This window comes from Trueperella pyogenes (genome assembly GCF_001070855.1).
GTDB classification, from domain to species: domain Bacteria; phylum Actinomycetota; class Actinomycetes; order Actinomycetales; family Actinomycetaceae; genus Pauljensenia; species Pauljensenia pyogenes_A.
In genome coordinates this window covers 399,336-424,664 of the sequence record NZ_JVLH01000009.1, presented here as the reverse complement: position 1 = coordinate 424,664, position 25,329 = coordinate 399,336, and the positions used below count along the sequence as shown (strand labels likewise).

At 56.1% G+C, this 25,329-nt stretch carries 25 protein-coding genes, 1 tRNA gene and 1 pseudogene; 10 read left to right on the top strand and 17 right to left on the bottom strand.

What is annotated here, in order from left to right:
* Positions 1–114 precede the first annotated feature (114 nt).
* Both ADG72_RS05335 and ADG72_RS05330 read right to left on the bottom strand, forming a co-directional pair.
* Complete coding sequence (locus ADG72_RS05335) at positions 115–1,401, bottom strand: adenylosuccinate synthase (RefSeq protein ID WP_048712958.1); 1,287 nt, start codon at positions 1,399–1,401, stop codon at positions 115–117.
* 159 nt (positions 1,402–1,560) lie between these two features.
* Complete coding sequence (locus ADG72_RS05330) at positions 1,561–2,058, bottom strand: DUF456 domain-containing protein (RefSeq protein WP_048712956.1); 498 nt, start codon at positions 2,056–2,058, stop codon at positions 1,561–1,563.
* A gap of 75 nt (positions 2,059–2,133) precedes the next feature.
* On the opposite strand from ADG72_RS05330, the gene ADG72_RS05325 reads away from it, so the two are divergent.
* The gene (locus ADG72_RS05325; protein ID WP_239667668.1) at positions 2,134–2,739 is read left to right on the top strand and encodes a hypothetical protein; all 606 of its coding nucleotides are present in this window, start codon (positions 2,134–2,136) and stop codon (positions 2,737–2,739) included.
* 45 nt (positions 2,740–2,784) lie between these two features.
* On the opposite strand, the gene rlmB is transcribed toward ADG72_RS05325, so the two are convergent.
* The 3 genes from rlmB to thrC form a co-directional block, all read right to left on the bottom strand.
* A complete protein-coding gene (gene rlmB / locus ADG72_RS05320; RefSeq protein ID WP_048712953.1) occupies positions 2,785–3,771 on the bottom strand; it encodes a 23S rRNA (guanosine(2251)-2'-O)-methyltransferase RlmB in 987 nt (328 codons plus the stop codon).
* 124 nt (positions 3,772–3,895) lie between these two features.
* Positions 3,896–5,359, bottom strand: a complete 1,464-nt coding sequence (cysS, locus tag ADG72_RS05315; protein ID WP_048712949.1) for a cysteine--tRNA ligase — start codon at positions 5,357–5,359, stop codon at positions 3,896–3,898.
* Between the two features lie 70 nt (positions 5,360–5,429).
* A complete protein-coding gene (thrC, locus tag ADG72_RS05310) occupies positions 5,430–6,884 on the bottom strand; it encodes a threonine synthase (RefSeq protein WP_048712946.1) in 1,455 nt (484 codons plus the stop codon).
* Positions 6,885–7,011: 127 nt separating this feature from the next.
* On the opposite strand from thrC, the gene ispF reads away from it, so the two are divergent.
* Positions 7,012–7,515 carry a 2-C-methyl-D-erythritol 2,4-cyclodiphosphate synthase gene (gene ispF / locus ADG72_RS05305; protein WP_048713093.1) on the top strand — a complete coding sequence of 168 codons (504 nt, stop codon included), beginning with the start codon at positions 7,012–7,014 and terminating at the stop codon, positions 7,513–7,515.
* A gap of 77 nt (positions 7,516–7,592) precedes the next feature.
* On the opposite strand, the gene ADG72_RS05300 is transcribed toward ispF, so the two are convergent.
* From ADG72_RS05300 to ADG72_RS05285, 4 genes are all read right to left on the bottom strand, one after another.
* Positions 7,593–8,966 (bottom strand): MFS transporter, encoded by a 1,374-nt coding sequence (locus ADG72_RS05300; RefSeq protein ID WP_107070844.1) that lies wholly within the window; start codon positions 8,964–8,966, stop codon positions 7,593–7,595.
* An 89-nt stretch (positions 8,967–9,055) separates the two neighbouring features.
* The gene (gene ispD, locus ADG72_RS05295; RefSeq protein ID WP_048712943.1) at positions 9,056–9,832 is read right to left on the bottom strand and encodes a 2-C-methyl-D-erythritol 4-phosphate cytidylyltransferase; all 777 of its coding nucleotides are present in this window, start codon (positions 9,830–9,832) and stop codon (positions 9,056–9,058) included.
* Positions 9,829–10,371 carry a CarD family transcriptional regulator gene (locus ADG72_RS05290; protein WP_009408452.1) on the bottom strand — a complete coding sequence of 181 codons (543 nt, stop codon included), beginning with the start codon at positions 10,369–10,371 and terminating at the stop codon, positions 9,829–9,831. Before ADG72_RS05290 ends, ispD begins: the two co-directional genes overlap by 4 nt.
* 153 nt (positions 10,372–10,524) lie before the next feature.
* Positions 10,525–11,262: a phosphoglyceromutase gene (locus ADG72_RS05285; RefSeq protein ID WP_048713089.1), complete on the bottom strand. Its 738-nt coding sequence runs from the start codon at positions 11,260–11,262 to the stop codon at positions 10,525–10,527.
* A gap of 236 nt (positions 11,263–11,498) precedes the next feature.
* Between ADG72_RS05285 and ADG72_RS05280 the strand changes: the two genes are divergently transcribed.
* The 4 genes and pseudogenes from ADG72_RS05280 (at position 11,499) to ADG72_RS05265 (ending at position 14,683) form a co-directional block, all read left to right on the top strand.
* Positions 11,499–12,722, top strand: coding sequence for an OmpA family protein (locus ADG72_RS05280; RefSeq protein ID WP_048712940.1), 1,224 nt, complete (start codon positions 11,499–11,501; stop codon positions 12,720–12,722).
* A gap of 74 nt (positions 12,723–12,796) precedes the next feature.
* Positions 12,797–13,324 (top strand): DUF3060 domain-containing protein, encoded by a 528-nt coding sequence (locus tag ADG72_RS05275; protein WP_048712938.1) that lies wholly within the window; start codon positions 12,797–12,799, stop codon positions 13,322–13,324.
* A 51-nt stretch (positions 13,325–13,375) separates the two neighbouring features.
* Positions 13,376–13,624: pseudogene (locus ADG72_RS05270) on the top strand (L-asparagine permease); the annotation flags it as partial.
* A gap of 54 nt (positions 13,625–13,678) precedes the next feature.
* A complete protein-coding gene (locus ADG72_RS05265) occupies positions 13,679–14,683 on the top strand; it encodes an asparaginase (protein WP_048712934.1) in 1,005 nt (334 codons plus the stop codon).
* Positions 14,684–14,848: 165 nt separating this feature from the next.
* Here ADG72_RS05265 and ADG72_RS05260 read toward each other — a convergent pair whose 3' ends face one another.
* Positions 14,849–15,175 carry a histone-like nucleoid-structuring protein Lsr2 gene (locus tag ADG72_RS05260; RefSeq protein ID WP_065427157.1) on the bottom strand — a complete coding sequence of 109 codons (327 nt, stop codon included), beginning with the start codon at positions 15,173–15,175 and terminating at the stop codon, positions 14,849–14,851.
* Between the two features lie 233 nt (positions 15,176–15,408).
* On the opposite strand from ADG72_RS05260, the gene ADG72_RS05255 reads away from it, so the two are divergent.
* Together ADG72_RS05255 and ADG72_RS05250 are read left to right on the top strand one after the other, a co-directional pair.
* Complete coding sequence (locus ADG72_RS05255) at positions 15,409–15,861, top strand: MarR family winged helix-turn-helix transcriptional regulator (protein WP_048712929.1); 453 nt, start codon at positions 15,409–15,411, stop codon at positions 15,859–15,861.
* An 80-nt stretch (positions 15,862–15,941) separates the two neighbouring features.
* Positions 15,942–17,204, top strand: coding sequence for a chloride channel protein (locus tag ADG72_RS05250; protein ID WP_239667667.1), 1,263 nt, complete (start codon positions 15,942–15,944; stop codon positions 17,202–17,204).
* On the opposite strand, the gene hemH is transcribed toward ADG72_RS05250, so the two are convergent.
* Positions 17,201–18,241 (bottom strand): ferrochelatase, encoded by a 1,041-nt coding sequence (gene hemH, locus ADG72_RS05245; RefSeq protein WP_048712923.1) that lies wholly within the window; start codon positions 18,239–18,241, stop codon positions 17,201–17,203. The genes ADG72_RS05250 and hemH overlap by 4 nt on opposite strands.
* 167 nt (positions 18,242–18,408) lie before the next feature.
* Between hemH and ADG72_RS05240 the strand changes: the two genes are divergently transcribed.
* Positions 18,409–18,481: transfer RNA gene (locus ADG72_RS05240), tRNA-Thr, on the top strand.
* A gap of 107 nt (positions 18,482–18,588) precedes the next feature.
* Here ADG72_RS05240 and ADG72_RS05235 read toward each other — a convergent pair.
* The 4 genes from ADG72_RS05235 to ADG72_RS05220 all read right to left on the bottom strand — a co-directional run bounded on the left by ADG72_RS05235 (position 18,589) and on the right by ADG72_RS05220 (position 21,306).
* A complete protein-coding gene (locus tag ADG72_RS05235) occupies positions 18,589–19,173 on the bottom strand; it encodes a DUF2249 domain-containing protein (protein WP_048712920.1) in 585 nt (194 codons plus the stop codon).
* 115 nt (positions 19,174–19,288) lie between these two features.
* A complete protein-coding gene (locus ADG72_RS05230; protein WP_009408440.1) occupies positions 19,289–19,753 on the bottom strand; it encodes a RidA family protein in 465 nt (154 codons plus the stop codon).
* A 134-nt stretch (positions 19,754–19,887) separates the two neighbouring features.
* A complete protein-coding gene (locus tag ADG72_RS05225) occupies positions 19,888–20,691 on the bottom strand; it encodes a polyphosphate polymerase domain-containing protein (protein WP_048712916.1) in 804 nt (267 codons plus the stop codon).
* A gap of 54 nt (positions 20,692–20,745) precedes the next feature.
* A complete protein-coding gene (locus ADG72_RS05220; RefSeq protein ID WP_048712913.1) occupies positions 20,746–21,306 on the bottom strand; it encodes a DUF4956 domain-containing protein in 561 nt (186 codons plus the stop codon).
* A 111-nt stretch (positions 21,307–21,417) separates the two neighbouring features.
* Between ADG72_RS05220 and ADG72_RS05215 the strand changes: the two genes are divergently transcribed.
* Positions 21,418–22,092 carry an SA1002 family membrane protein gene (locus ADG72_RS05215; RefSeq protein WP_053090554.1) on the top strand — a complete coding sequence of 225 codons (675 nt, stop codon included), beginning with the start codon at positions 21,418–21,420 and terminating at the stop codon, positions 22,090–22,092.
* 97 nt (positions 22,093–22,189) lie between these two features.
* On the opposite strand, the gene ADG72_RS05210 is transcribed toward ADG72_RS05215, so the two are convergent.
* Together ADG72_RS05210 and metX are read right to left on the bottom strand one after the other, a co-directional pair.
* A complete protein-coding gene (locus ADG72_RS05210; protein WP_048712910.1) occupies positions 22,190–24,037 on the bottom strand; it encodes a carbohydrate-binding domain-containing protein in 1,848 nt (615 codons plus the stop codon).
* A 111-nt stretch (positions 24,038–24,148) separates the two neighbouring features.
* Positions 24,149–25,309, bottom strand: coding sequence for a homoserine O-acetyltransferase MetX (metX, locus tag ADG72_RS05205; protein ID WP_048712907.1), 1,161 nt, complete (start codon positions 25,307–25,309; stop codon positions 24,149–24,151).
* Between the last annotated feature and the right edge of the window lie 20 nt (positions 25,310–25,329).

The following is a 25,329-nucleotide window of genomic DNA, read 5'->3' as shown; positions in this document are numbered from 1 at the left end:
GACAGGCGCTTTCGGCTCGGTGCGCGCTTTTTTATACCCGAAATGCACCAACGCCGCGCCCCACACAATGGGAACGCGGCGTCGGCCTCGAAAAATCACTCGCTGCGCAGAGGGTTACTCCCCCAACAGCGGGAAACGGATAATGGTCGCCTCGCGGCCAGGGCCAACCCCAATCGAGGAAATTCGGCAGCCCACCAGCTCCTCAAGACGCAGGATGTAGGCCTGCGCGGCCTCGGGAAGCTCATCGAAACTCCGGCATCCGGTGATGTCTTCGCTCCAGCCGGGAACCATTTTATAAACGGGGACTGCGCGAGCGAAATCAACCTGGTCCGGTGGCATTTCATCGACGACAATGCCGTCAAGTTCATACCCCACACACACGGGAATTTCCTTGTAACCAGTGAGGACATCCAGCTTGGTCAGGCACAGGTCGGTCAAACCATTCACGCGTGCCGCATAGCGCACGACAACGGCATCGAACCAACCGGTGCGGCGCGGACGGCCGGTTGTGACGCCAAACTCACCACCGCGCGTACGCAAATCCTCGCCGACTTCATCATCAAGCTCGGTCGGGAAGGGCCCCTCGCCCACACGAGTCGTGTAGGCCTTCGCCACGCCAACGACGCAATCAATGCGAGTCGGGCCAACACCTGCACCCGCGAGCGCACCACCAGCGGTCGGGTTGGAGGAGGTGACGAAGGGGTAGGTTCCGTGATCGATATCGAGCATGGTCGCCTGACCACCCTCGAAAAGAACGGTTTCGCCGCGGTCGAGAGCGTCATTCACAACCAAGGACACATCGCACATCATCGGTTCGATACGGTCTGCGAAAGACAGAAGGTGATCGGTCACTTCGGTGGGGTCCAGGGTGGGCAAGCCCACGGCCTCGAAAATCGTGTTCTTGGGAGCCAGAGCGGCTTCAACCTTGGCGCGAAGGGCCTCGGGGTGGAAAAGATCCTGAATGCGGATGCCAATGCGGTTCATCTTGTCGGCATAGGTCGGGCCAATACCGCGACCTGTCGTGCCGATCTGATTGTTAGCGCGAGCACGCTCATTCGCCTGATCCATCAGGCGGTTATACGCGGGAATGATGTGTGCATTCGCCGAAATGAGCAGTCGCGAGCAGTCCACACCGCGGCCTGAGATTTCGGCAAGTTCCTCGAAAAGAACATCGAGGTCGACGACGACGCCATTGCCAATGATCGGGGTGACACCCTCGGAGAGAATTCCCGCGGGAAGTAGGTGAAGCGCATACTTTTCACCGTCAATAACAACCGTGTGACCTGCATTGTTACCGCCGTTGAACTTAACGACGTAATCGGTGTGTTGTCCCAGCTGGTCGGTAGCTTTTCCCTTGCCTTCGTCGCCCCATTGGGCGCCGAGAACGATGACGGCGGGCATATTTTCTCCGTTTTTCAATGCATTGCGGGTATGAAGTTGTTGCGTGCGCAGGGCGCAACGGATTCAAGTTTAGCCGAGGAGCGCGCGAGGTGAGAGGGACCTCCGGGCGAGGCCGCTGAGCAGCGGTCGCGGTTCGTCCGCGCTTTCCTCAGTCCTTGCTTAGGCTGCAGCGGGACCCTGGAGCAGCAGGCCGACAACCCACAATGTCGCGGCGCTCAGAGCGGCAATCAATTCAATCGCAATGGTCCAACCAAAAGCCTTGAGTGCAACCACCGTGGCCTTCCAAGCCTTCTGAGTGTCCTGGTTACGCAGATATTCCACAATGAAGATGGCAGCAATCATGCCCAAAATCAGCCCCAGAGGCAGACCAATGAACCAACCGACGAAACCGCCGATACCTCCCCACACCATGGTTGATTGGGGAATTCCTGCCTTGGTCATTACTCTGGCGGGGATGATGTATTTCAGGATTGTTCCCAGAATCAAGATGGCAGCGGAAATAGCGAAAATAATCCACGCGCTGCGTGTCCCGGTCATCCATGCCCACACCAAAATCGCGCCGCCAACGAAGGGGGAAGACGGCCACACTTGGACAACCGCACCGATCACGCCAAAGAGAATGACGGCTGCGATGACTAAGACTGCTGTAAGACTCATGAATGGATCATGCGTTTTTGAATTGAGAATTTTTCACGGCATGATTGACCTAGTACCCCCGCAAAGGAGTGAACAATGGGTTTCATTAAACGCCGAGATCCCAATAAGCATCCCGGTATTCTGACAACGTCGGTCGCTCGCTATTCAGCGATGTACCCGGTCAATGAATCACCCGAGCACGCTGTGGGACGCTGCCTTGATTTTTGGAATCGCTTTGGTGCGCGCGGCGAAACTCCCGGCTATAGGGAGGAGCTTGCCCTTCACGGGTGGACCGGGACCGAGATCATCATCGGCTCCGACCTCAAAGAGTTCCTATGGTGGGGAATTTCTGATGATTGGGTGAACATCGCGCCACGTTTATTCCCGCAAAAACTCAAGCGTTCGATGCTGGGGAGGAACCGGATTCTGGTTGCCGCACGCCGCGCATCCGCCGAAGGCGAGTTCTTTACAGAGCTTTTCTGCACGCCAAGCGACATCATCGCGAATAATGACTCGATTCTGAACGATGTCTTATACGTGACACTGCACCAGTTTGAAGAGGAATACCAAAGCACTGGTCTCTTGCGCGGGGGTGCAACGTATTTCTACGCCGACGACCTGCCGAAAGACCATTTCTTAGAGACGCAAAACATCTACTGCATCCACAGGGATGTCAAGCGCCGACGCAAAGGCAAGATTTAAGGAAATGCCCCCTGCGTAGGCAGGGGGCATTATTCGCAATGAGCGCTACTTTTCTGCGCGAGCGCGACGAAGTGAATCGACCTCGTACAGGGCAATTCCCGTTGCAACTGCTGCGTTCAGCGATTCAACCGAGGAAGCAATCGGAATTGAGACGATTTGATCGCAGGTTTGGCGAACGAGGCGAGAAAGGCCATTGCCTTCAGCACCCGTGACGACGACGAGCGGTCCATCCGCCAGCTTCAGGTCGCGCAGTTCAGTATCGCCGCCGCCATCGAGGCCAACGACGAAGAACCCGGCTTTCTTGCAGTCCTCGAGTGCTCGCACAAGGTTTGTAGCACGCGCAACGGGCACGCGAGCAGCGGCACCGGCCGAGACCTTCCACGCAGTGGTATTCACACCCGCACTGCGGCGCTCTGGGATGATCACACCATCAGCGCCGAAGGCACCGGAACTACGCAAGACAGCGCCCAGGTTATGCGGATCGGTGACCTGATCCAGTGCTACCAAAAGCGGAATACCCAGCTGCTGCAAAGAATCTGCAATGAGGTCCTCAACATCGCGGTATTCGTAACCGCGCACTTCGATAGCAACGCCCTGGTGCACTGCGCCATCGGTGGCAACATCGAGGTCGCGGCGCGTCACTTCGTAGACGGGTGCGCCCAGTCCCGAGGCCAGGCGGACAACTTCCTCAACGCGATCGTCTTTAACGTTATCGAGGACAAAAACACGTTCGATAGGCACTCCCGCACGCGCGGCCTCGGCAACAGGATTACGACCGGCGATGAGTTCATGCCCCTCGGCGATCTTGATGGAGGATTTCGCGCGAGCGCGTGCAATTGCGGCTTCCTGGGCCTCGCGAACTTCACGCGCTTTCTTACGCTTAAACGCGGGATGGTAGGTGCGGTCTTCGGCCTTGGGGGTTGGCCCCTTACCTTCGAGGCGACGGCGCGAGTGACCACCGGTGCCGACCTTCGGGCCCTTCTTCGAGCCAGGCTTCCTTACGGCGCCGCGACGTCCATCATTTCCAGCCATCGTGTCTCCTTGTTTCTTCGTGAACTGACACAAGCATACGGTGTCAGGTACGCATCGGGGCGGCTAGGGCGCGCGCTAATCGGTTTCGCACCCACATGCTCGTCACCTCCGCGAACCGGCCGAATTATCCAAGGCTCCAGGTTGCTCCGTCTTTTCCATCGGCAACCTGAACACCGGCTTCGGCCAGTCGATCACGGATTTGATCGGCAGTAGCCCAATCCTTATCAGCACGCGCCTGAGCACGCTGCTCAAGCAATGCTCCAACAAGCACGTCAAGCGCATGGTTTTGCGGATCCTCAGCCGCTTCTCCCGAGGCCGACACTCCCGCTCCAGCATTTGCCCACTGGGGTGATGCCGGGTCCAGCCCGAGCACATCGAGCATGGAGCGGACCAGGATTTGCTGGCGCTTAATCGCTTGAGTATCCCCTTCAGCCAAGGCAATATTGCCCAGTTTGAGCTGCTCATGAACCGCCGCCAATGCACCGGCGACATTGAGATCATCATCCATGGCATTGGTGAAGGCTTCGGGGAGCTCAGCCGGAGTCAGCTGAAGTTCTTCCGGGCTTGCCACACCAACGGCCTCAATTGATCGGGTAACGAAAGCTGAGAACTTCTCCCAGGCGGCGTTTGCATCCGGAAGAGTGTCGGGTCCCCACTCGATGGCACTGCGGTAATGCACCGTTGAAAGCGCCCAACGCACTGCAGCCGCGGGGAAATCCTGTGTCAAAGTCTCAATTGAAAGGACATTTCCCAAAGACTTCGACATCTTTTCGCCCTTGGTGGTCACCCAGGCGTTATGGACCCACAACTGCGCGAAATCCCATCCCGCAGCGTGCGATTGGGCCTGTTCGTTTTCGTGGTGAGGGAAGCGCAAATCGATGCCACCACCGTGAATATCAAAGGCTTCACCCAAGTAGCGGTAGGACATTGCAGAGCATTCGAGGTGCCAACCTGGACGTCCCCTCCCCCAGGGCGAATCCCATGATGCGGTTACGGGTTCCTCTGGTTTTGCGGCTTTCCACAAGGCAAAGTCACGCGGATCCTTCTTCCCAGCCTCGGTCGCGGAATCGATCTGCGATTCGTCTTCGGTCGTACGCATGTCTTCAAGGCGCTGGTGAGTCAGCGATCCATAGTCCTTTTGCGAAGCCACCGAGAAGTAGACGTTTCCCGCGCCATCGCTGTACGCGTGACCGCGATCGACCAAGCGTTGGATCAGAGCAATCTGTTCTGGGATGTGTCCGGTCGCACGCGGTTCATAGGTGGGGTCAAGCACACCGAGCTTGTGATAAGCCTCAGTAAATTCGCGCTCATAGCGCTGTGCCCATGCCCACCAGGGCACACCGGCCTCTGTTGACTTACGAAGGATCTTGTCATCAATATCCGTGACATTACGGATGTAGGTCACCTCAAGACCACTGCGCTTGAGCCAGCGAATCAAGGAATCGAAGGCAACCGCAGAACGCAAATGCCCAACGTGGGGAGATCCCTGAACCGTTGCACCACACAGGTAAATTCCCACATGTCCGGGCACCACTGGATTCAGTGGCTGCAAGCGTGCGGTTTTCGAATCGTACAGGTGAAGGCTCATACCTTCATGGTAAAGGGTGCCACCTTCATTTGGAGACCGGTTCGACTTCCGGGACCGTGTAACGAAGAAATTAGCGCTCTGACTTGACCTTGCTACGAATAAGCTCTTTCAAAGCATCAACGTCGCGAGGCAATTCAACAACCCTCTGTTCGTGCCCTTCAATATCCGCGAAACGGGGCGGTACTGGCGGGACGAAACCAACGGCCTCGGCAATGGTTTCTTCGAACTTTACGGGAAGCGCAGTCTCCATCACCACAACGGGGCCATCAAGTTTTTCGCGCAATTGGCGAGCAACCTGCACCCCATCGGCGGTGTGTGGATCCACGAGGTAGTGCGATTCCTCCCAGGTGCGCCGAATTTGGGCCAGCCGATCTGCGTGCGTGGACGAGGCCGCGCAGAAGCCGAAGTTCTGCTGAAGTTTTGCGAATTCTTCGGTTCCAGAAAGGTCGAAATAACCCTGCGAGGCAACCTGGTTGAAAAGATCACGCGTGCGGACCGCGTCCCGTCCAAGGAAATCAAAAATGAAACGTTCGAAGTTCGAGGCCTTCGAGATATCCATCGAAGGCGAGGAGGTCGCAAGAGTATCTTCACTGCTTCGAACCCGGTAGACGCCCGTTCGGAAGAACTCCTCAAGAACGTTATTTTCGTTTGTCGCAACGACCAGAGATTCCAGGGGAAGCCCCATTTGGCGGGCAATATGCGCCGCACAGATATTGCCGAAATTACCACTGGGAACGACGACATTGAGGCGCAGGTCAGCCTTGCCTGTCTGAAGGCGAATGCGCAGCCAAGACGCAATGTAATACACAACCTGTGCCAGCAAACGGGCCCAATTGATGGAGTTAACCGCACCGATATGCCACTGCTGTTTGAAGTCGGCATCGATGTTGACGGCTTTAACAAGATCTTGACAGTCATCAAAGACGCCGTCGACTGCGACATTGACAATGTTGTCGTCAAGGAGGGAGAACATCTGTGCGCGCTGGAAGGGAGTCATGCGTCCGGCGGGGGTGAGCATGACGACACTGAGCCCTAAGCGGCCTCGGAGCGCGTATTCCGCAGCGCTTCCGGTGTCACCCGAGGTTGCACCAACAATGGTCAGCCAATCACCGCGTCGTCCCAGCTCATATTCGAATAGCTCACCAAGAAGCTGCATTGCCATGTCTTTAAACGCAGCCGTAGGACCATTAGACAGGTGGGCAAGCCAGAGGTTTTCTTCTGTGCTTACACACGTAACCGGCACGATTTCGGGGTCCGAAAATACGGGGGTGCGGTAGGCGCGAGCACAGATACCTTCAAGATCCTCACGCGGAATGTCATCGATGAAGAGCGACAGTACCTCAGCAGCAAGCGCGGCGTAGCCGTGCTGAGTAAGCACATCCTGCCAACGATTCAGCTGCTCAGCGCTGAGCTGAGGGTATGTTTCGGGCAGGTAGAGCCCACCGTCCGGCGCAAGACCTGCGAGCAAAATATCGCAGAAGGAGGCGGAAGCGGCCTGGGGATCTCTGGTCGAAATGTAACGCACGTTCTCACCCTACCGTGAGCGGGTGGCCGGGGAAGGATGAACCGTTTCATGTGAGACGCTCTGGGCAGAGAGCCAGAAAGTAGACGCAAATGCCCGCCAGGAGATTTAGGCTACTGGCATGAGTGAAATGTCTTCGCTTCCTTTCCCCTACCGGGTTGGGCAAGCAATTGATGTCCATGCATTTGCAGATCCGCAGTCAGATTTCGGGGAGAAAACGCTGTGGCTTGCATGCCTTGAATGGCCGGGAGAAATCCCTCTTGAAGGGCATTCGGATGGCGATGCTGCCGCACACGCCACCTGCGATGCACTTTTGGCCGCCGCAGGACTGGGAGATCTCGGAACAAATTTTGGAACCGATCGCCCCGAATGGGCAGGAGCGTCAGGGAGGGCATTTCTTGAAGAAGTCCGCCGAATGCTGGCAGATGCCGGTTGGCTCGTTGGGAACGTCACGGTTCAAGTCATTGCAAAGCGTCCGCGCATGATGAAACGCCTCGAAGAAGCTTCGCAGGCGATGAGCCAGATTCTTGGGGCCCCCGTCTCTGTTTCAGCAACAACAACTGACGGCCTCGGGTTCACTGGTAGGGGTGAAGGTATCGCTGCAAGCGCTACGGCTCTGATCTATCGAAAGTGACAGCGCACTTCACGTGAGTTTCACGTGCACAAACAATGCGGAGCCTAAGCTCTCCTCACGCATGCTCTAAAGCTACTTCAGAGAATCTTTGCCTTTGCCGGGTGAACGAAGAGAGTCATCACCAATCCCAAGGCAAGGATCAAGATGATGCCAAGGATTCCCCAGTAGGTGTAGTCCGCACCGGCAGGCGTCCAATTGCGACCAAACGCCAAGAAGATGCCGTACATTGCTGGCGCAAGGAAGGACACCGCGCGACCGGTCGTCGCATACAACCCGAAGACCTCACCTTCACGCCCCTCGGGGATCATGCGTCCAAGGAAAGATCGCGATGCAGACTGAGTCGGGCCGACGAAAACACAGAGGGCAAGACCGAAAGTCCAGAAAATAATCTTTCCGCCATTGTGCAAGAAGAAGACGCTCATGCCTGCAATCACCATGCAGCTCAGCGAGATCACAATGAGGCGCTTCGGTCCGATGATGTCGTCCAAGGCACCCATGGCGATAGTGGCGATTCCTGCGACAACATTTGCAGCAATCGCAAAGATAATCACCTCGCCAGATGAGAAGCCAAAAGCAGTTCCCGCAAGGATCGCACCGAAGGTAAACACACCCGCAAGGCCATCCCTGAACACAGCAGAGGCCGCAAGGAAGAACAGCGTGTGTGGCGATTCCTTCGCCAGGGACTTCACCGTGCTCCAGAGCTTTCGGTAAGAATCCCACAGAGTTTCATGCTCACCGTGGTGCTCGTCAATATGCCGAGGCTTCACGGGGTGAAGCATCAAAGGCAGTGCAGACAGCAGCATCCACGCTGCAGCAATCACCATCGAGACGCGAATATGCAATCCATTCGCGTGGGTAATGCCAAACCATCCGACCTCGGGACTGATCAGCCCAACGTAGAGAATCAGCAGCAAAACAATGCCACCGACGTAGCCCGATCCCCATCCCAGACCGGAAATTCGACCCATATTCTCTTTGGTTGAGAGGTGGTTAAGCATCGCGTTGTAGTTGACCGATGCAAATTCGAAGAAAATATTGCCAATGCCCAAAAGCGTAATGCCAAGGAAGAGGCCTCCGCGCGGCCCCAAAGGTCCTTCCGGAGCGACAAAGAACATCAGCGCCAGACAAATAACGACCAAGATCGTGAACACTGTCAGGGCAAGACCGCCTTTTCCGCGGCGATCAGCGCGTTGACCGGTAATCGGTGCGAGAAGCGCAATGATGATGCCTGCAGCAAAAAGACCCCACGAAAGGTAATCACTAGCGGTTCCCTTATCGGTGAAAGTCCCATCGCTGGTCAGGTAGACCGAGAAGACGAAAGTCGTTGCAACAGCATTGAATGCTGCCGAACCCCAGTCCCACAAAGCCCATTCAATGACCGGCTTCGTCAGAATCGATGTTTTCTTCTTCTCCGAAGGTGCCATCGATTGGGGGGTCGTCGATTCACTCATGTTCACTCCTTATATGCCTACCACCGTAGGCCTACCAGTGAAACTATCACGGAGAAGCAAGGAAAAAGAAAAAATACAAGTAAGGGTCGTCACGCCCGAGCGTCTTCAGCAATGATTGCGCGCGCAAAAACCAGATCGATTGGCGTCGTAATCTTCAATGCGCGACCTTCACCGGCAACAATGCGGACGGGAATTCCCGCCTGCTGAGCAAGCCCGGCATCGTCAGTGAGCGCTGTGGCTTCGCTATTCGCCGAGGCCGTGGCACGCCGATGCAGCTCACGGATCACTTTCCAGGGGAAACCCTGCGGAGTCTGAACGGCAACCAAACCCGCGCGGTCAACTGTCGCGTCAACATAGCGCGCGTCCTGCGCTTGCCCTGCCAAGGCCTCGGGAACTTCACGGAAGCTCTTCAGCGTATCCGCCACCGCGAGGCCTGGGATCACCGCCTGCTCACCTGCACGAAGAGCCGCAATCACGCGAGAAACCAGCTGAGGGGAGACCAAAGGGCGGGCTGCATCGTGAATCAAGACGGGGCTGTCATCATTCAGAGTGTCCGCCGTCTGGGCAAGCGCCTCGAGTCCGGCCGCGACGGAAGCCTGCCTGGACAGGGGCGAACCCGGAACAACGCGCACAATATCGCGAAATTCAGCAGTATCCAGAAGTGCTTGGAATTCATCAAAACGATCTGGAGGCGCTGTCACAACAGCACAATCGACGCCGCCGGAATGAAGGTTCCTAAGCGCGTGCTCAACCAAAGGCATTCCATCGAGGTCAACCAAAGCTTTCGGGCGATCTGAGCCCAAGCGCGTACCCGATCCGGCCGCAGTAATGACCGCGAAAACCTGAGCCGGGGATGTTGAGGTCACTCTTGTTCCGTGTCTTCTTCCGGGAGGTCATCCGCGATTGCGAGGGACTCATCGTAGCCCTCAGCCAAGACCTCGTCAAGGCGCGCAGCCGCAGCGGTCTTATCGATATCGCGAGCAAGTGCAAGTTCAGAGCTGAGAATCTGGCGCGCTTTCGTCAGCATGCGCTTCTCTCCGGTGGAGAGCTTCTTCTGATCATCACGGCGAGTAAGATCTCGAACAACCTCAGCAACCTTGACGATATCGCCCGTCGCGATCTTCTCTTGGTTGGCTTTGAAACGACGCGACCAGTTTGTGGGCTCTTCAATGTAGGGAGCGCGCAAGACCGAGAGCACCGTTTCTAAACCGTCTTCGTCAACAACGTCGCGCACGCCGACAAGATCAACGTTTTCAGCGGGTACCTGAATGGTGAGGTCACCCTGGCTTACGCGCAGAGTCAAGTACGTCTTCTCTTCGCCGCGAATAACGCGGGTGGAAATTTCCTCAATCTTCGCGGCGCCGTGGTGAGGATAAACAACGGTCTGACCGATCTCAAATGACATAGAAGAAACTCCTGCGCTTCAGCTGAACTGCGGTCTATATTCTATCAGTTCACGCACTTTCTGCGCCTTTGAATGGTGAACAGCTGTGCAAGGACGCGCGTAACACAAACGCGGCGGTCCCGAAATTCGAAACCGCCGCGTTTATTGCAGAAATTACTTACCTTGGTTGGCGACCGCAGCGATCTTCGCCTCGGCCTCGGGGTCCAGGTAGGTGCCGCCCTTCTTGATGGGCTTGAGGGTTTCCTCGTCAAGCTCGTACACCAGCGGAATGCCGGTGGGGATGTTAACTCCGGCGATGTCCTCATCGGAGATCTCATCGAGGTGCTTGACGATCGCACGCAGCGAGTTACCGTGCGCGGCGATCATGACGGTCTTGCCGGTCTTGATCGCAGGAACGATGGTCTCATCCCAGTAAGGGAGCAGACGGGCGATGACGTCCTTGAGGCACTCGCTCATGGGAACGGGCTCACCGGCGTAGCGGGGATCCTGATCCTGCGAGAACTCAGAACCTGCTTCGATTGCGGGCGGAGCCACATCGAAGGAACGGCGCCACAGCATGAACTGCTCTTCGCCGTACTCGTCGCGGATTTCCTTCTTGTTCTTGCCCTGGAGCGCACCGTAGTGACGCTCATTGAGGCGCCAGTTGCGCTCAACAGGGATCCAGTGACGATCAGCAGCGTCAAGTGCCAGGTTCGCGGTCATAATCGCACGACGCAGCATCGACGTGAACAGGAGGTCCGGCAGAACACCGGATTCCTTAAGGAGCTCACCACCGTGGGTTGCTTCCGCGCGGCCCTTGTCCGACAGCGGAACATCCACCCAACCGGTGAAGAGGTTCTTTGCATTCCATTCGCTCTCGCCGTGGCGGAGCAGCACCAGTTTGTAGGTCATGCACATATTCTTTCATTCTTTTCGCATATGTGTCACGGGACCTGCGTCACGCGTGCGGCATTATTCCCCTGTTTCGCTGAGATAAAAACAAAAATAGCGACATCCTGAACGCGCCCTGTCTGCAACACCCCATCACTCGCGCAAGCATCAAATAATCGCAACCAGATCAACTTCGATCAGTGACTCAGTAGAGGCCATACAGGAAGTGTCCAGCATGATCCTTTTAAACTTTGCGCATGAGTGACACAACATCAAAACGCCACTTTTTCCGTACGGCGACCGCATTGTCCACCTTGGCCGCACTCGTTTCGCTGAGCGCATGCTCTCAGAGCGCGCCTTCCGCATCGACCTCCTCGACGAGTGAGGCAACCCCCGAGGCAACGGCTTCAGCCACCTCCGCGGTTCCCGCTGTCGCAGGCTACAAGCCCGGCGAGATTCCGCCAGTTCCACTTTTTAAAGTTCCACCAATCGGCGTATTCGCTTCAAATGCCGACAAGGCTGTCATTGACGCGACCGCTAAGATTTCCTCAGTTCCCGGTGTAACCGTTGCCCCCGCTGTGTGTGACGGCTCCGGCTTGGTGACCAACGGCGGAAATACTGTCCTTGGCGGCGATGGATCAGGTGTCTCCAATAACGGCGACAAGCAGGTCGTCAACAATGGTGACGGCTCCGGCGTTATTAACGAAGGACCTGTGAGCATTGTTGTCGATGGCACTGGCGGTGGCGTCTACAGCGATTCATCCAACGGACTGAACATCACGATCAGCGCGGATGGCTCCGGTACCTACACCTCAAGCACCCTGAACATCACGATCAGCCCTGACGGTTCCGGCGTCTACAACAACTCCGAGACCGGTGAAAACATCGTGATTAGCTCCGACGGCTCCGGCAACTACAGCAACAGCAAGACTTCGGTGAACTACAACCTTGATGGCAAGGGCGGCGGTGTCTACAACGGCCCAAACTTGAACATCATCAACAACGGCGATGGCACCGCAATGGTGAACGGCCAGCAGGTGAAGGCTGACAAGGCCCCGACCGTTGGCAAGGTTGGTAAGTTCCCCAAGGTCGATAGCCTCAAGCCCGTCGAGAGCTGCGGCACGACCATCACCCTGGAAGACGGCGTTCTCTTCGACTTCGGCAAGTCCGATATTCGTCCCGAGGCAGCAGCAACCCTAAAGAAGCTTGCTGAGGTCCTCACGAATGCGAAGGTCCCGGCTGCACACGTGTACGGCCACACCGATTCGATTGGAGACGATGCTTCCAACCAGACCCTGTCTGAGGAACGCGCTTCCGCCGTCGTCAACGAACTGAAGAAGGACGGCGTCACTACAACCTTGGATTCTCAGGGCTTCGGCGAGAGCAAGCCGGTTGCACCCAACACGAACTCCGATGGTTCAGATAACCCGGCCGGCCGCCAGGCAAACCGCCGCGTGGAGATCTTCATTCCCGCATTCTGACAGCAAGTGGCTGGGGCGCACCTTTTCCGTGCGCTCCAGCCACTTCGCTTTCCTTCCACACGAAAGATTGATCAATGACCCACACAACTTCATCGCGCACCACGCTTGCCCTCTTTGCAACTCTGGGACTCGCTGCGACTATGGGTATTGCAGCTTGTAGCCAGACAATCACCCAATCTCCTTCAGATGTTGCAAATTCAGCAAAGGCGACGGCCCAAAGCATCGCCTCTGATGCCGCCGAACAAGGCAAGGCCGCCGCTTCTTCAGCTGCTAGCTATGCGAGTGCAGGAGCATCCGAAGCCGCTGATCAGGCGAAGAACCTTGCCAAGGGCACAACAGGAAAGACTTTCACAGTCTCCGATTCCAACACCGTTGTCACCGTCCCGAGTGACGCCGAGAACGTACACATTCAGTCCTCCAATGTGAAGCTCACATCCACACACGCGCTCACAAGTCTGGTCATCGACGGATCAAACAACTCTGTCAACCTGGAATCCGCAAAGACTATTACCTTTACGGGTTCACAGAACGTCGTACACTACACTTCAGGTGACCCCGACATCAGCGATTCCGGTACGGGTAATTCCGTCTCGGAAGACTGATAGAGGCACTGAATTTAACTTTCAGCAAGGAAGCTGGGGGTACTGCTCAACGCATTCCTCAAGCGTGTGCGCGCCGGCGAGGAGGAGCGCCCCTCATACCGCATGCCGGGTGCACCTTTCACAAACTACATCTCGCTAGCTTTCTTTGCGATTGTCGTCGCTTCAAATGTCACCAGCACCAATGGCCGTTGGACTCTCGCGCTCTTCGGAGTAGTGGTCGTGGCAATGGTTTGTGGTTGGTATGCAATTCGGGGTAAGTTTTCTTCAAATGACGAGGCCACGCGCCACTTAGGCGAATAACCACCCCTCTGCTCTCGTTTCTTTTCGCTATCCAATGATGGAAGAGGACGCACTATGAGGATTCATGTGACTTATGCAGGTGGAACAATCGGGATGGTTGATTCTCCTGATGGTTTGCGACCGGGCGCCGATATGGCGTCATGGCTCAACACCCAATTCGACGGAATCGAGCTTTCGGGGCACGTGTCGATGTCTCAGCTCTCACCGCTGGTCGATTCTTCGGAAACAACACCGACCCACTGGCAGATGATCATCGACGATATCCGCGCTCACGGCGATGAAGCTGATGCTTTCTTGGTGCTCCATGGGACCGACACCATGGCCTATAGCGCTGCGGCGCTGTCGTACGCGCTGGCTGATTTCACAAAACCCATTGTTTTAACGGGTTCGCAGTATCCGCTGGGCGTCGTCGGCACCGACGCCTCCGCGAATGTGACGGGCGCATTACGCGCTGCTGGAAGTTCCCAGGTCAGCGGTGTGACTCTGTTCTTTGGTCATATGTTGCTGGCAGGAAATCGTTCAACGAAGACCTCATCATGGGCCTTCGCTGGCTTTGACTCACCTTCGACACTACCTGTCGCACGTACAGGTGCCCCCTGGCGTTGGTATCACAGTGTCGAGGCCGGTGAGGGCTGGGCTAATCCTGCGCCTTACGCCCGCCACGACGTTGCAGTTGTGGACATTGTTCCTGGCCTAAGCGCTGCTCGCTTACGTTCCATGTTCACTCCCCTGCCCGAGGCCGTCATCATCCGTGCATACGGCGTAGGAAATATTCCCGCTTCAGACCCGGGTTTTGTGGATGTTTTGCAGGAACTGCGCGAGGCCGAGGTTCCCCTGATCGTTGCATCGCAGTGCCATCAAGCCGAGGTTGTGTTGGGCCATTACGAGGCCGGGAGCACTCTGGCGCGCTTGGGCGCGATTAGCGCGCATGACATGACGCTTGAGGCCCTGTATGCGAAGACAATCTTTTTGCTCTCACAGGGATTGCAGGGTGAAGAGTTCGCACAGTGGATGAATCGATCTATTGCTGGTGAAGTGAGCCTTCCAGGCATTGCCTAGCTGACCTGCGGTTTTAGCTATTTCAGTGCATACAAGGTCAATCTAAACCGGTACAGGTTACGAAAACTGACCACTCGATACAAAACGTATTGAATACAAATATAAATGCGGGGTATTTCAATGAGAAATACCCCGCATTTATATCAAAGTAATTCAGAACAAAGATCAGCGATTTTCCTTTTCAAACTGCTCAATAATGGCAGATGGAATCCGACCGCGATCGCTCAGTTCGATCCCCTTTTCACGAGCCCAACGACGCACGCGGACACTCTTTGCTTCAGCATCCCCACACGGCGTGGCACGGCGACTGTTGAGACGCCCACCCACCCTGCGAGCTGCGGAGATCCACGGTGACATATCGAGCTCAAATTGCTCAGCATTCTGGTCGGAAAGGTCAATTTCATACGATACGCCTTTGAATGCGAATGAAATTGTCTGCTTGGCAACCGAACCATCACGGTCATCAACTAATACAACGACTTTCTTCTGCACAGTTTTCACCCTTCGAAAACACGTCAATCACAGAGAAGAATTCTTTTTCTGCGATCGAGTAATGCACTTTTCGAAGCCACGCTATCACATTTTCGATATTAACTATTAATTTTCTGTACCCTCAAAATTGCCTGTCTCATTTTCGATTCAAGCGTTGTATGGCCTGATCAAAACCTATAAACTGTCCTTTCGTTAGAGAACCTCAAGGATGAAGGCTAAAACGGAGAAGGGACATGAACCAAGCAAAGCGGGCTCGCGAGATCGAACAGTTTTTCATTACTATCACTAGGGCTTCCGCGGCTCTGGAGGCAACGCTCAAGCGCGAGTTCGGACTTTCACTCGGTGAATATCGCGTCCTCGATGAGGTCGCTTCAGCCGGTAAAATTGGAATCCGCATGGGAGAACTTGCCCAATCGGTCATTTTTAGCCCTTCGCGTCTGACACACACCTATCGTCGTCTGGCCGATCGTGATCTCATCGTTCGCACCGCCTACGAATTCGATCGTCGCGGTGGCACAATCACCATCACCGATGCAGGCAAGAAACTTGTCACCTCCGCCCAACAGGCTGAGCGAGCACTTCTGCGCGACATTATCAGTGACGACATCTCCGATGAAGACCTCAACGTATTGATCCGCGTTGGTTCAGACGTTAATACGCGCTTGGATGAAGTCGAGAAGCGCTAGTACTCTCAACTAGTGTGAGCACACCCGGTATACCAATCTCTCGGCTGTCGCCCCGCATTCGCATGGGGCTAGCGGTACTTATGACCGCGATAACGGCAGGGCTAGTTGGTGCCGGGTGTTCGCATCTTCTCCACCTGATCGAGGGCCTTGTCTTTGGTGACGCAAGCGGCACCCTTCTTCACGCAATTTCCTCAGTCCCTTGGTGGCACAGGGTTTGCGCGTTGGGAGGAGCAGGCCTTATCGGAGGAATTTCCTGGTATCTCTATGCACGCGTCGGGGGCAGACCCGTCTCACTGGCCAAAGCAGTTAATGGTCAGAAGATGCCGATTCTCCTGACTTTCTGGCACGCAATTAACCAGATCGTCATTGTCGGCATGGGCGCTTCAATCGGCCGTGAAGTCGCTCCTCGTGAGATTAGCGCCTCTTTGGGCGGAAAGATCGCTGATTTTCTTTATCTTCCGCCTGAGCAGCGACGCATTATTGTCGGCTGCGCGGCCGGTGCAGGTCTTGCTGCAGTCTATTCGCTCCCTCTATCGGGAGCGGTATTCGCACTTGAAATTCTTCTCATCGAGGTCACAGCCAGCGCGGTATGGTCCGCACTGATCATCAGTGGCGGAGCAGTCCTCGTCGCACACGGCTGGGTTCGAAGCGATCCTTTCTACACGCTTCCCGAGACCACCCAACTCCTTCCGACAGCATCACTGACACTCTGGGCTGTCATCATCGGACCGGTTCTTGGAATCATCGGAGTCCTCTTCAAGAGCGCTGTTTCAGCATGCTCTGCTGCTCGCCCCACCGGTTGGCGTCTACTTGCCTGGATGATCCCCATCTTCACCCTCATCGGAGTGATCACTGTCTGGGTTCCATCAATTGCCGGAAACGGACAATCAACCGCTCAGCTTGCTTTTGATGGAGCCGTTTTGGGACAGGGAGGCCGCGCGGCAGCGGGAATCGGAGTCGCGTTACTTGCTTCTCTTGCAATCGATGGATTCACAAAACTTATCGGAACGCTCGCCACTATTCGCTCGGGTGCATGGGGTGGAACTCTTACCCCCGGTCTTGCGCTAGGCGCATCTAGCGGTGCGGTTCTGGGGATTCTCTGGTCCTACATCTACCCCGGCGACACGACCGCAATCGTTTGCTTCGCCTTCATCGGCGCCGTGGTCGTTCTTGGCACATCAATGAGCGCACCGCTGACGGCGCTGTGCTTGGTTATTGAATTTACACACCGAGGCGCAACCTTGCTTGTGCCCACCGTCATCGCACTGGGACTCGGGGTTGGCGCTGCGCGCATCTGGAACAAATGGCGCGCAAAGGAAGCTCAACAGCGCAGAAGCAGCTAGGCCTCGTCAGAGAAATTAACCCAACCCGCTAACCCACGACGGGCAATCGCACCCAAAGTATCAACAGCACCGGCAGATGCATTACCCCAAGGAATATAGGTAAAGTCGGTGCCGCCGGCCTCGAGGAAAGCATCACGATTGAGCTTTGCAATCTCGTCAACGGTTTCTAGGCAATCCGTCATAAAGCCAGGGCAAATCACATCAAGACGCCGGGTCCCGCGACGAGCAAGCTCGGCGACGGTATCGATGGTCGCCGGCCCCAACCATTTCGCGGGCCCAAAAACCGATTGGAACGTCACTAGAAGCTGGTCTTCGTCGAGATTTAAGCGCGCTCGGAGTGCATTTGCCGTCGCCATACACTCCTGCTTGTAGGGATCACCCGCATCGTGCATTTTCTGAGGGATGGAATGGAAAGACGCAAGGAGCTGGTCTCCAGATGCGAAATCAGGGCGACCCCGGCGCGCCCAGTCCTCCTCGATAGCGCAGGCTAGGGCTTCAATATAGGCGGGTTCCGTAGGGAACGAACGGATCGTGCGCACTTCCATATGATTGCGACGTTTCAGGATGTAGCGCGCTAATGCGTCAGTGACTGTTCCCGCAGATGACGCGGCATATTGCGGATAGGCGGGGAGAAGAAGGACGCGGCGATGCCCCTTCGCGAACACATCATCAAGGACGCTCTCAATAGAGGGCTTTCCGTAGCGCATAGCGAGCGCAACTTTCGCCTGACCACCAAGCAGCTCTGAAAGAGATTCGGCTTGGGCGATGGAATACGCCATGAGCGGCGAACCGTGCTCAGTCCAAATCGAACGATAGTTTGGTGCGACTCGAGAGGGGCGGAAAGGAAGAATCACGCCTTCAAGAACTGGCTTCCAGATCAGAGGATGAAGTTCGATTACTCGACGATCACTCAAAAATTCACGCAAAAAACGGCGAATATCGCTGGGGCTGGGCGATTCGGGAGTGCCAAGGTTAACCAGGAGCACTACGGGGATCTCAGCCGGGTTTTCTGACTTTTCGTCATCTTGTGTCAACACAATTCAGCCTAACATTCGCCGAGCGATCTGACTCTTGTATCGCACATTGCTGTGCGGGCAATCCCACATCACCTCTGTCACGAAACGTTTGCTTCTCACAAGTGGTAACCGCTAAAGTACTTCAGGTAGCTTTTCTCCACCTCAGTAGTGAAGTGCAGATAAGCCCGGCCGCCTTAGCTCAGTCGGCAGAGCGATTCACTCGTAATGAATAGGTCGTGGGTTCGATTCCCACAGGCGGCTCAGACAAGCCCGAGATATCAGCGAAAACCTCGTTGATATCTCGGGCTTTTGTATTGAAACTAAAATGCCCGCGAGCGCGGGGCTCGCGGGCATAAAGCGTCCGATGATCAGGACAGACGTGTCACGCGGTAGCGCCAGTCGACCGGACCGGTCTCGATGGTCTCAACGCGGTAGTGCGATTCACTTTCCTGCAGGTAGTTGAACAGCGGGACAGGCTGATGCGGTGCCACAACAATCAGCGATGCACCAAGCGGCAGGTTATCCATCGCAGCAAAGAGCAGAGCATGGCGAACAACCTTAGGCAGGGAATGAATAACAAGCTCGTCCTCACGAACGGCGGGATCCTGCGATACAACGTGCGCTGTTCCCTGGCCGTGATCACCGCAACCGCAGCCCCCGTGAGCAGCTGCCTCAGCCTTTGGAGCTTCCTGAGCACCGTGTCCATGTCCGCCACAACCACAACCGCCGTGTGATTCACGGGCGGGGGCAGCCTCGGCCTTATGTCCGTGCCCACCGCAGCCACAGCCTCCGTGCGACTCGGGTGCAGATGCTGCAGGAGCAGCCTGTTCCTTCTTTCCGTGGCCGCCACAACCGCAACCGCAACCGCCCTCAGAGGGGGTGGTCGATACGTCAACCAGCTTGAATTGCTGTCCAGTTCCCGGCGCTGCTGCCTCGGGCAAAGTCTCTGCCATTTCGTCCTCTTCCTTGGAATAAAGCTATTAACCAGCGGGTATTCACAGGAACGCCCGCACGCAAACCTTTATTTCAGTTTAAATCCTTGCTAAATAGATCGCTGAGCGATCCCATTCACTTGGATCGGAGTGCGAACTCCACTTCGACCTCAACCGAGGCATTCAGCGGCAAGGCTGCAACACCCACAGCTGAACGCGCGTGCTGCGAGCCGAAAACCTCGCCCAGCAGTTCAGATGCTCCATTAACCACAGCAGCTTGTCCGTAGAAGTTCGGCAAGGACGCAACAAAGGCAGTCACCTTAACTACCGAAGCCAAACGATCCACACCGCCCGCAACTGCAGCTGCAGCCGCCATCGCGTTCAACGCACAAATGCGTGCGGCCTCGTAAGCGTCTTCGGGATCCGCACCATCTTCACCGACCGCACCAATGCAGGCTAGCTCGCCATTTTCCAGGGGAAGCTGGCCGGAGGTGCGCACAACACCGCGATCCTCAATGGCAGGGACATAGGCGGCAACAGGCTTAGCGACCTCAGGCAGTTCAAGGCCGAGCTCAGCAAGTTTCTCTGAAGGCAGTGTCATTTTTTCCTCACGATCTCATTAGAACTGGGGGATGTGGAATCTCCACACCCCCCAGCCTAGTCCCGCGCAGCACCTCTGGGTCATCACGCACACTTCGCGGGACAGCTTGTTACGGGATCAACCCCGTGATCTGCTCATGCAGCAAGTGCCTGCTGAAGCGTCGGCCTCATCGTGAAGAAACGATCGATGACCCGAGTCCACCGATTTGTCTGCAAGTCCGGAGTCAGCAGAGCCATCGCAGTCGCATACTTCGAGATACGCGAGGGACGGATCCTGTTTGCCCACAGCAGTCGGTCTAGCTCAGAAGGAGCGGCACCAGACTTCGTTTCGATAATCGCAATGTGGGGAGCCTGAAGCTCACGTCCCCACGAGTCCCAGTTCAGATCGGTGTCAATCGTCGCGCGCCCCTGACCGTCTGCCATGAGAAGCGTCGAACGCGTGTAGGTTCCAGAGAGTACGGAGACCAGGGAATCAACCCGACCAACGCCGTCAAAGCACTGAGCGGCCTCGAGCCTTTCGGCCACCCAAAACCTGCCCTCGCGACTCAGTTCCATCCGCGCTGCCTGAGCGAAGTCGTAGGCCAAGCGCTTCTTGACGGTGTGCCCGCGCGGGCCTCGGGTCTTAACTTCAAGGAAGGCCAGCTCCGAATCAAGGTAAGAGCGCGTACGAACCTTGTAGCGGCGGCGGCGCTTGTGCGCGGTGTCCATGAAGGAGTGCAGCTCGGGAGTATCGAAGTAGCACGAGGCATATCGCTGCTCAATCTTCCCCCCGATTTCAAGGATCTGTGTTGCGGGGTTCATGAGCGCGAGCAACTCATCCAAGCAATCCGTGGGCACGACGTACTTGCGGTCGACTCGCGTGAGCATCGCGGCGCGTGCGTTCATGTCATCGAGGCTGATTTGTTCGAGGTTCGTCAGATTGTGTAGTTCGTGCGTCATGGTGTCCTCCAGTTCTTTCACGAGGTCGAGGCCGGTCTGGCGATTTGCGTAAGTTCAGCGCTTGGCCGGGACCCGGTAGCGAACGTCAACCAAGGTGAGATCGTTGACCATGTCGAGTTTGATGACCTTGACTCCGGTCACCTTGACACCCATGCGGGCTTCAAGTGCTTGGCGAAGTTCCTTCTCGTCTGCGATTGCGCGGTCGAATTGGACTTGCTGCGAGCCGGAGCGTCCAAGGATCAGAGTTGAATCACCAACGGCCAAAGTTGCAAGCACCAATGCGACCATTGCGTAGGAGTAGATCGCTGTGCTCATACCAAGGAGCAGGCCAATGGCGAGGGAAGCAAAGTAGTAGGCGATTTCTCGCTGGCTGATTTCGTCGGAACGAAGTCGAATGATCGACAAGACACCGAAGAGGCCAAGTCCTAGGCCTGCGGAGATCGTTGAGTTTGCCATGACGCTTGCGACCGCAAGGACGCCGATGTTCACAACAAAGAATGCGACGACAAGATCAGCGCGTCGGTGGCGGGGGTAGTAGAGGGCTCCAACCAGGATCAACATTGCGAGAAGGTCGATGACGATCGGCAGAACCATGGCTGTGGTGAGTGCAGTCATTTGATGCTCCTCAAGGTTGTTTCGTGCGTGACGTAACTATTGAGCCAGTGGAGTCTATGAATGAGCTATGTGGGAGACTTGTTCTAGCAATGCGTATTGGAAAGAGACCGGATGCTTCCTTTTTTCTTCTTGGCGACAACCGTTTGCCTCTTGATTGGTCTTGGTTTTGCGATCTATGGACGCAACTCCCAATGCTTGATCTTCGTTCGGGCGATCGGCTACCTGACGGGGAGCGCAATTGTTAATGCGATTCTCATGCTGATACTGGTCTCTCTATTTGGGAGCCTCATCTTGCTTCTCCCCTCATCGCTGTGGGGAAGTGAGAATCTCCTTGACGATACGGCCTCGACTTTCTCTACCGGTCTTGGAAAGTTCCGTGCAGGGACTTTCTTGCTCATGACCTTGACACTGATGATGGCTGCTGCGCTCATTCAGATATACATTCACCGTTTTCTTTCAAAGCACTTCACCTTTTTGACCGTCAGTAGCAAGACCTATCAGATCGCTGAGTACATCATTCAGTGGACAACCATCTTCCTTGCCGCCTACCAGTTCTTCTTCAACGGCCTTCGCGATCTCGTAACCTCAATATGGAGTCAGAACGAAGCCAGTTATATGTTCAAAATCGTGCTTTCGCCTGAGAACATTAACTTGATTCTCCAGCCTGTCCTTTTCTCGACATGGATCATGGTCGTCATCGAGAGCCTGTATGCGCGCCGGCTAGCGAGCATCGAGAAAGATGCTGAGCGAGGAGGGGCATGCCTCGGATCAACTGGACAGTCCTGACACAGAACTCCACGCCCGTCAGTGAGCTTTTGGCGACGGCTACCTGAAAATCACGTAGTGGGGGATGCAACCGTAGTTGCATCCCCCACTACTTCACTCAGCGGCCGCCCTGACGGTTTCCGCCTTGTCCGCCAGGAGCACCTCCCTGACCACCGGGCGCTCCCCCACCGGGACCGCCCTGGCCGCCGGTCGACTGACCAGCAGTGACAGAGGTCGAATTCGAATCCACACTCACCGTGTAGCTCTGGCCATTCGACACATCCGCAGAGGAGAAGACCACGTTCTGGAAGGTCTTTGCGGCCTTAATGTTGGCCAAGACCTTTCCACTGGAATCCTTAATGGTCACGGTCGAGTTCGCGTTACCGGAAGCCGAAGCCTGTAGCCATCCCTGTGAAGAGTTGGTCGAAGGCGATTCGGCCATTCCGGAAGAACCAATGGCAAGAAGCGTTCCACCACTGACCAAGAATTCACCGTTCGAATCCAGTGCGCCGTTCCCACCATCCGTGGGGCCGTAGACGATCGTGTTACCGCCGGAGATCTCCACCGAGCCATTGGAGTCGATGCCGTCACCGCCGGCGTTCACCGTGATGGTGCCGCCCGAGATCAGGATCTTTTCACCGGTGTCCTGCATGGAGCCACCACCACCGGGTCCGTTGTTGGTCGTGGTCGTCTTGGTCGCGGTCTTCGCCGCTTCAACTGCCGCAACGGTGGTCGAACCGGAGCCGTTGATACCGTCATCACTGGAGGTCAGATTGACCTCACCATTGGAGATGGTGATCAATCCGCCCTCAAGGGCTTCATTGGACTGTTCAACCGTAACCTTCGCGCCGTCAAGAACAGCCGCACCTTCAGCATGGATACCATCATCAGCTGTCGAAGCAACGATCGTTCCCGAAGTTAGTCGGATTGCACCATCGGAGTGCAAACCATCGTCACCGGAGTCGATCGTGACCTCGCCACCGTCTTCAATCAGGAAGACACCGGCCTTAATTCCCTTGGTGGAATTGTTGGAGTCCTTCCCAGATGAAGCGCCTCCACCGGCAATGATTGTCGTATCGCCACCGGTGATGATGACGTCAGTTTCACCCTGGATGCCGTCACCCGTTGAGGTGATTTCGATGGTGCCGCCGGTGATATTGACGTAGCCCTTGGTGGTATCGCTATCTTGGTCAGACTTCAGGCCGTCCCCTCCTGAAGTGACCTTGATAGTTCCGCCGGCAACGGTCAGCGAGTCCTTGCCACGTAGCGCATCGTCCTTCGACGTGACCGTGATGTTACCCGACAGAATGTAGAGGTCATCCTTGCTGGTAATGCCGTCGTTGTAGTTGGCATTAACTGTCAGTGAACCGCTACCCGTAATGGTGAGGTCGGCATCGGAATAGATCGCCGCGTTATCTTCAGCATTTGTATCCGAAGGAGTGCCGTCAGTGACGGTGTTTGAACCAATCAATGACAGGACAACATCATCAGCGGAAACCACATTGATCGCGCTCCCGGAAGAGTTCGTGATTGTCGCTCCATCAAGGATCAACACAACGCGTGCATCTTTCGCGGCCTCAACCTTGACCTGTCCATTCAAGGTGCCCGAGAGCTTGTAGACGCCAGCCTCGGTGATCGTCACCGTGGAGCCATCGACCTTCACTCCGGATGCTGAGGTTCTCGCGCTACTGCCATTCAAAGTAATGGTCTGAGCCGAAGAAGCATCCCATTCGCTGTCCTCAACGTGAGAGGCTTTCGCGTTGGCAGCCAAGGCCTCGGCAGCACTCGGGGGAGCAATAACAGTTCCGGATTCCGCGGAAACCGATGAGCTTGAGGCGGCCTTCGCAGTGACGGCCGACGAGGCCGAAGAAGCGGTGCCGGAAGTCGATGAGCAAGCGCTCAGTGCGAGCGCGCCGACCGCGGCTACGGCGGATAACCGTACAAGAGTCGATGCTGGCGTTTTCATGTGAGGTCCTTTCGTGGATCGTGATGATCCAATTGAGCCAGCCAACTCTATGAATGAGCTGTGCCTAGCTCAGGCCTCACATAAGAAAGAAATTTATATCCTTCAATACCCTTACAGCGCCGCAGAATCGATGAAAGATGACTGGTTTTCCAAGAACTCTGAGAGCATCCGGTTGAGCTGTTCGTACTCGATCAGGAAGCCGTCGTGCCCATGAGGAGAGGAAATACATTCAAACTTTGCGCCCGTGATTCCTTCAGCGATCGCAAATCCCTCTTTTGCAAAGAACAAGCGATCCGAATCTACTGAAACAATCAGGCTCTGTGCGGTAATTTGCCGCAAGGCCTCGGTAATTCCTCCACGATCGCGACCGATGTCGTAGCTGAGCATGGTGCGGCACAGGGATACATAGGACCCGGCATCAAATCGACGAACAAGCTTCGCACCGTGGTAGTCCAAGTAGGACTCGACGGCCAGACGCCCACCGCTGAGTACATCCTCACCATCTTGAGGTGCGCGGCCAAAACGCGCATCCAGCTCGTGAGGACAGCGATAGGTCGTGTGCGCAATCTGACGGGCAAGAGACAGGCCAGCATGAGGCCCTTCCTCTTGGTCGTAGTAGTCGCCGCCATTCCAGTTTGGATCCAATTCAACTGCACGAACCTGCGTGTGCGCCCACGCAGCCCGCTCGGCATTCGTGCACGCTCCCGAGGCGACAACGATCAATCGCTCGCAGCGCAGCGGGTAGGTGACGGCCCACTCCAGAGCGCGGTGCCCTCCCAGGGAGGCACCCACGACCGCATTCCACGTCGGAATGCCGAGGTAATCGGCCAGTCTGGCCTCGGCAAGAACCTGATCCCTGGTGGAAATAATGGGGAATCGCGATCCCCACGGCTGCCCGTCAGGCGCGGCCGAGGACGGACCGGTACTCCCCTGGCAGCCACCAAGGACGTTGGGGACGACAATGAAATAGCGCTCGGGATCCAATGGTTTACCCGGTCCAACGGCTTCTTCCCACCAACCGGCGGTTGACTGGCCGGGAGCCGTGGGGCCGGAAATATGTGCATCGCCAGTCAGTGCGTGCAGAACGAGGATTGCATTGGAGCGGTCCTCGTTGAGTGTCCCGAGGGTTTCGTAGGCAAGGGTCACTTCGGGCAGGAAGGAGCCATTTTCGAGGCGTAGCGGCCCCAACTGTGCAAACTTACGGAATGCGATGGGGTCTTGGGGCGTCCATGCGCCGCTTACGGGGATGGGCCCCAGTGTGCGTCGATTCATGGTGATCTCCTTACTGTCCG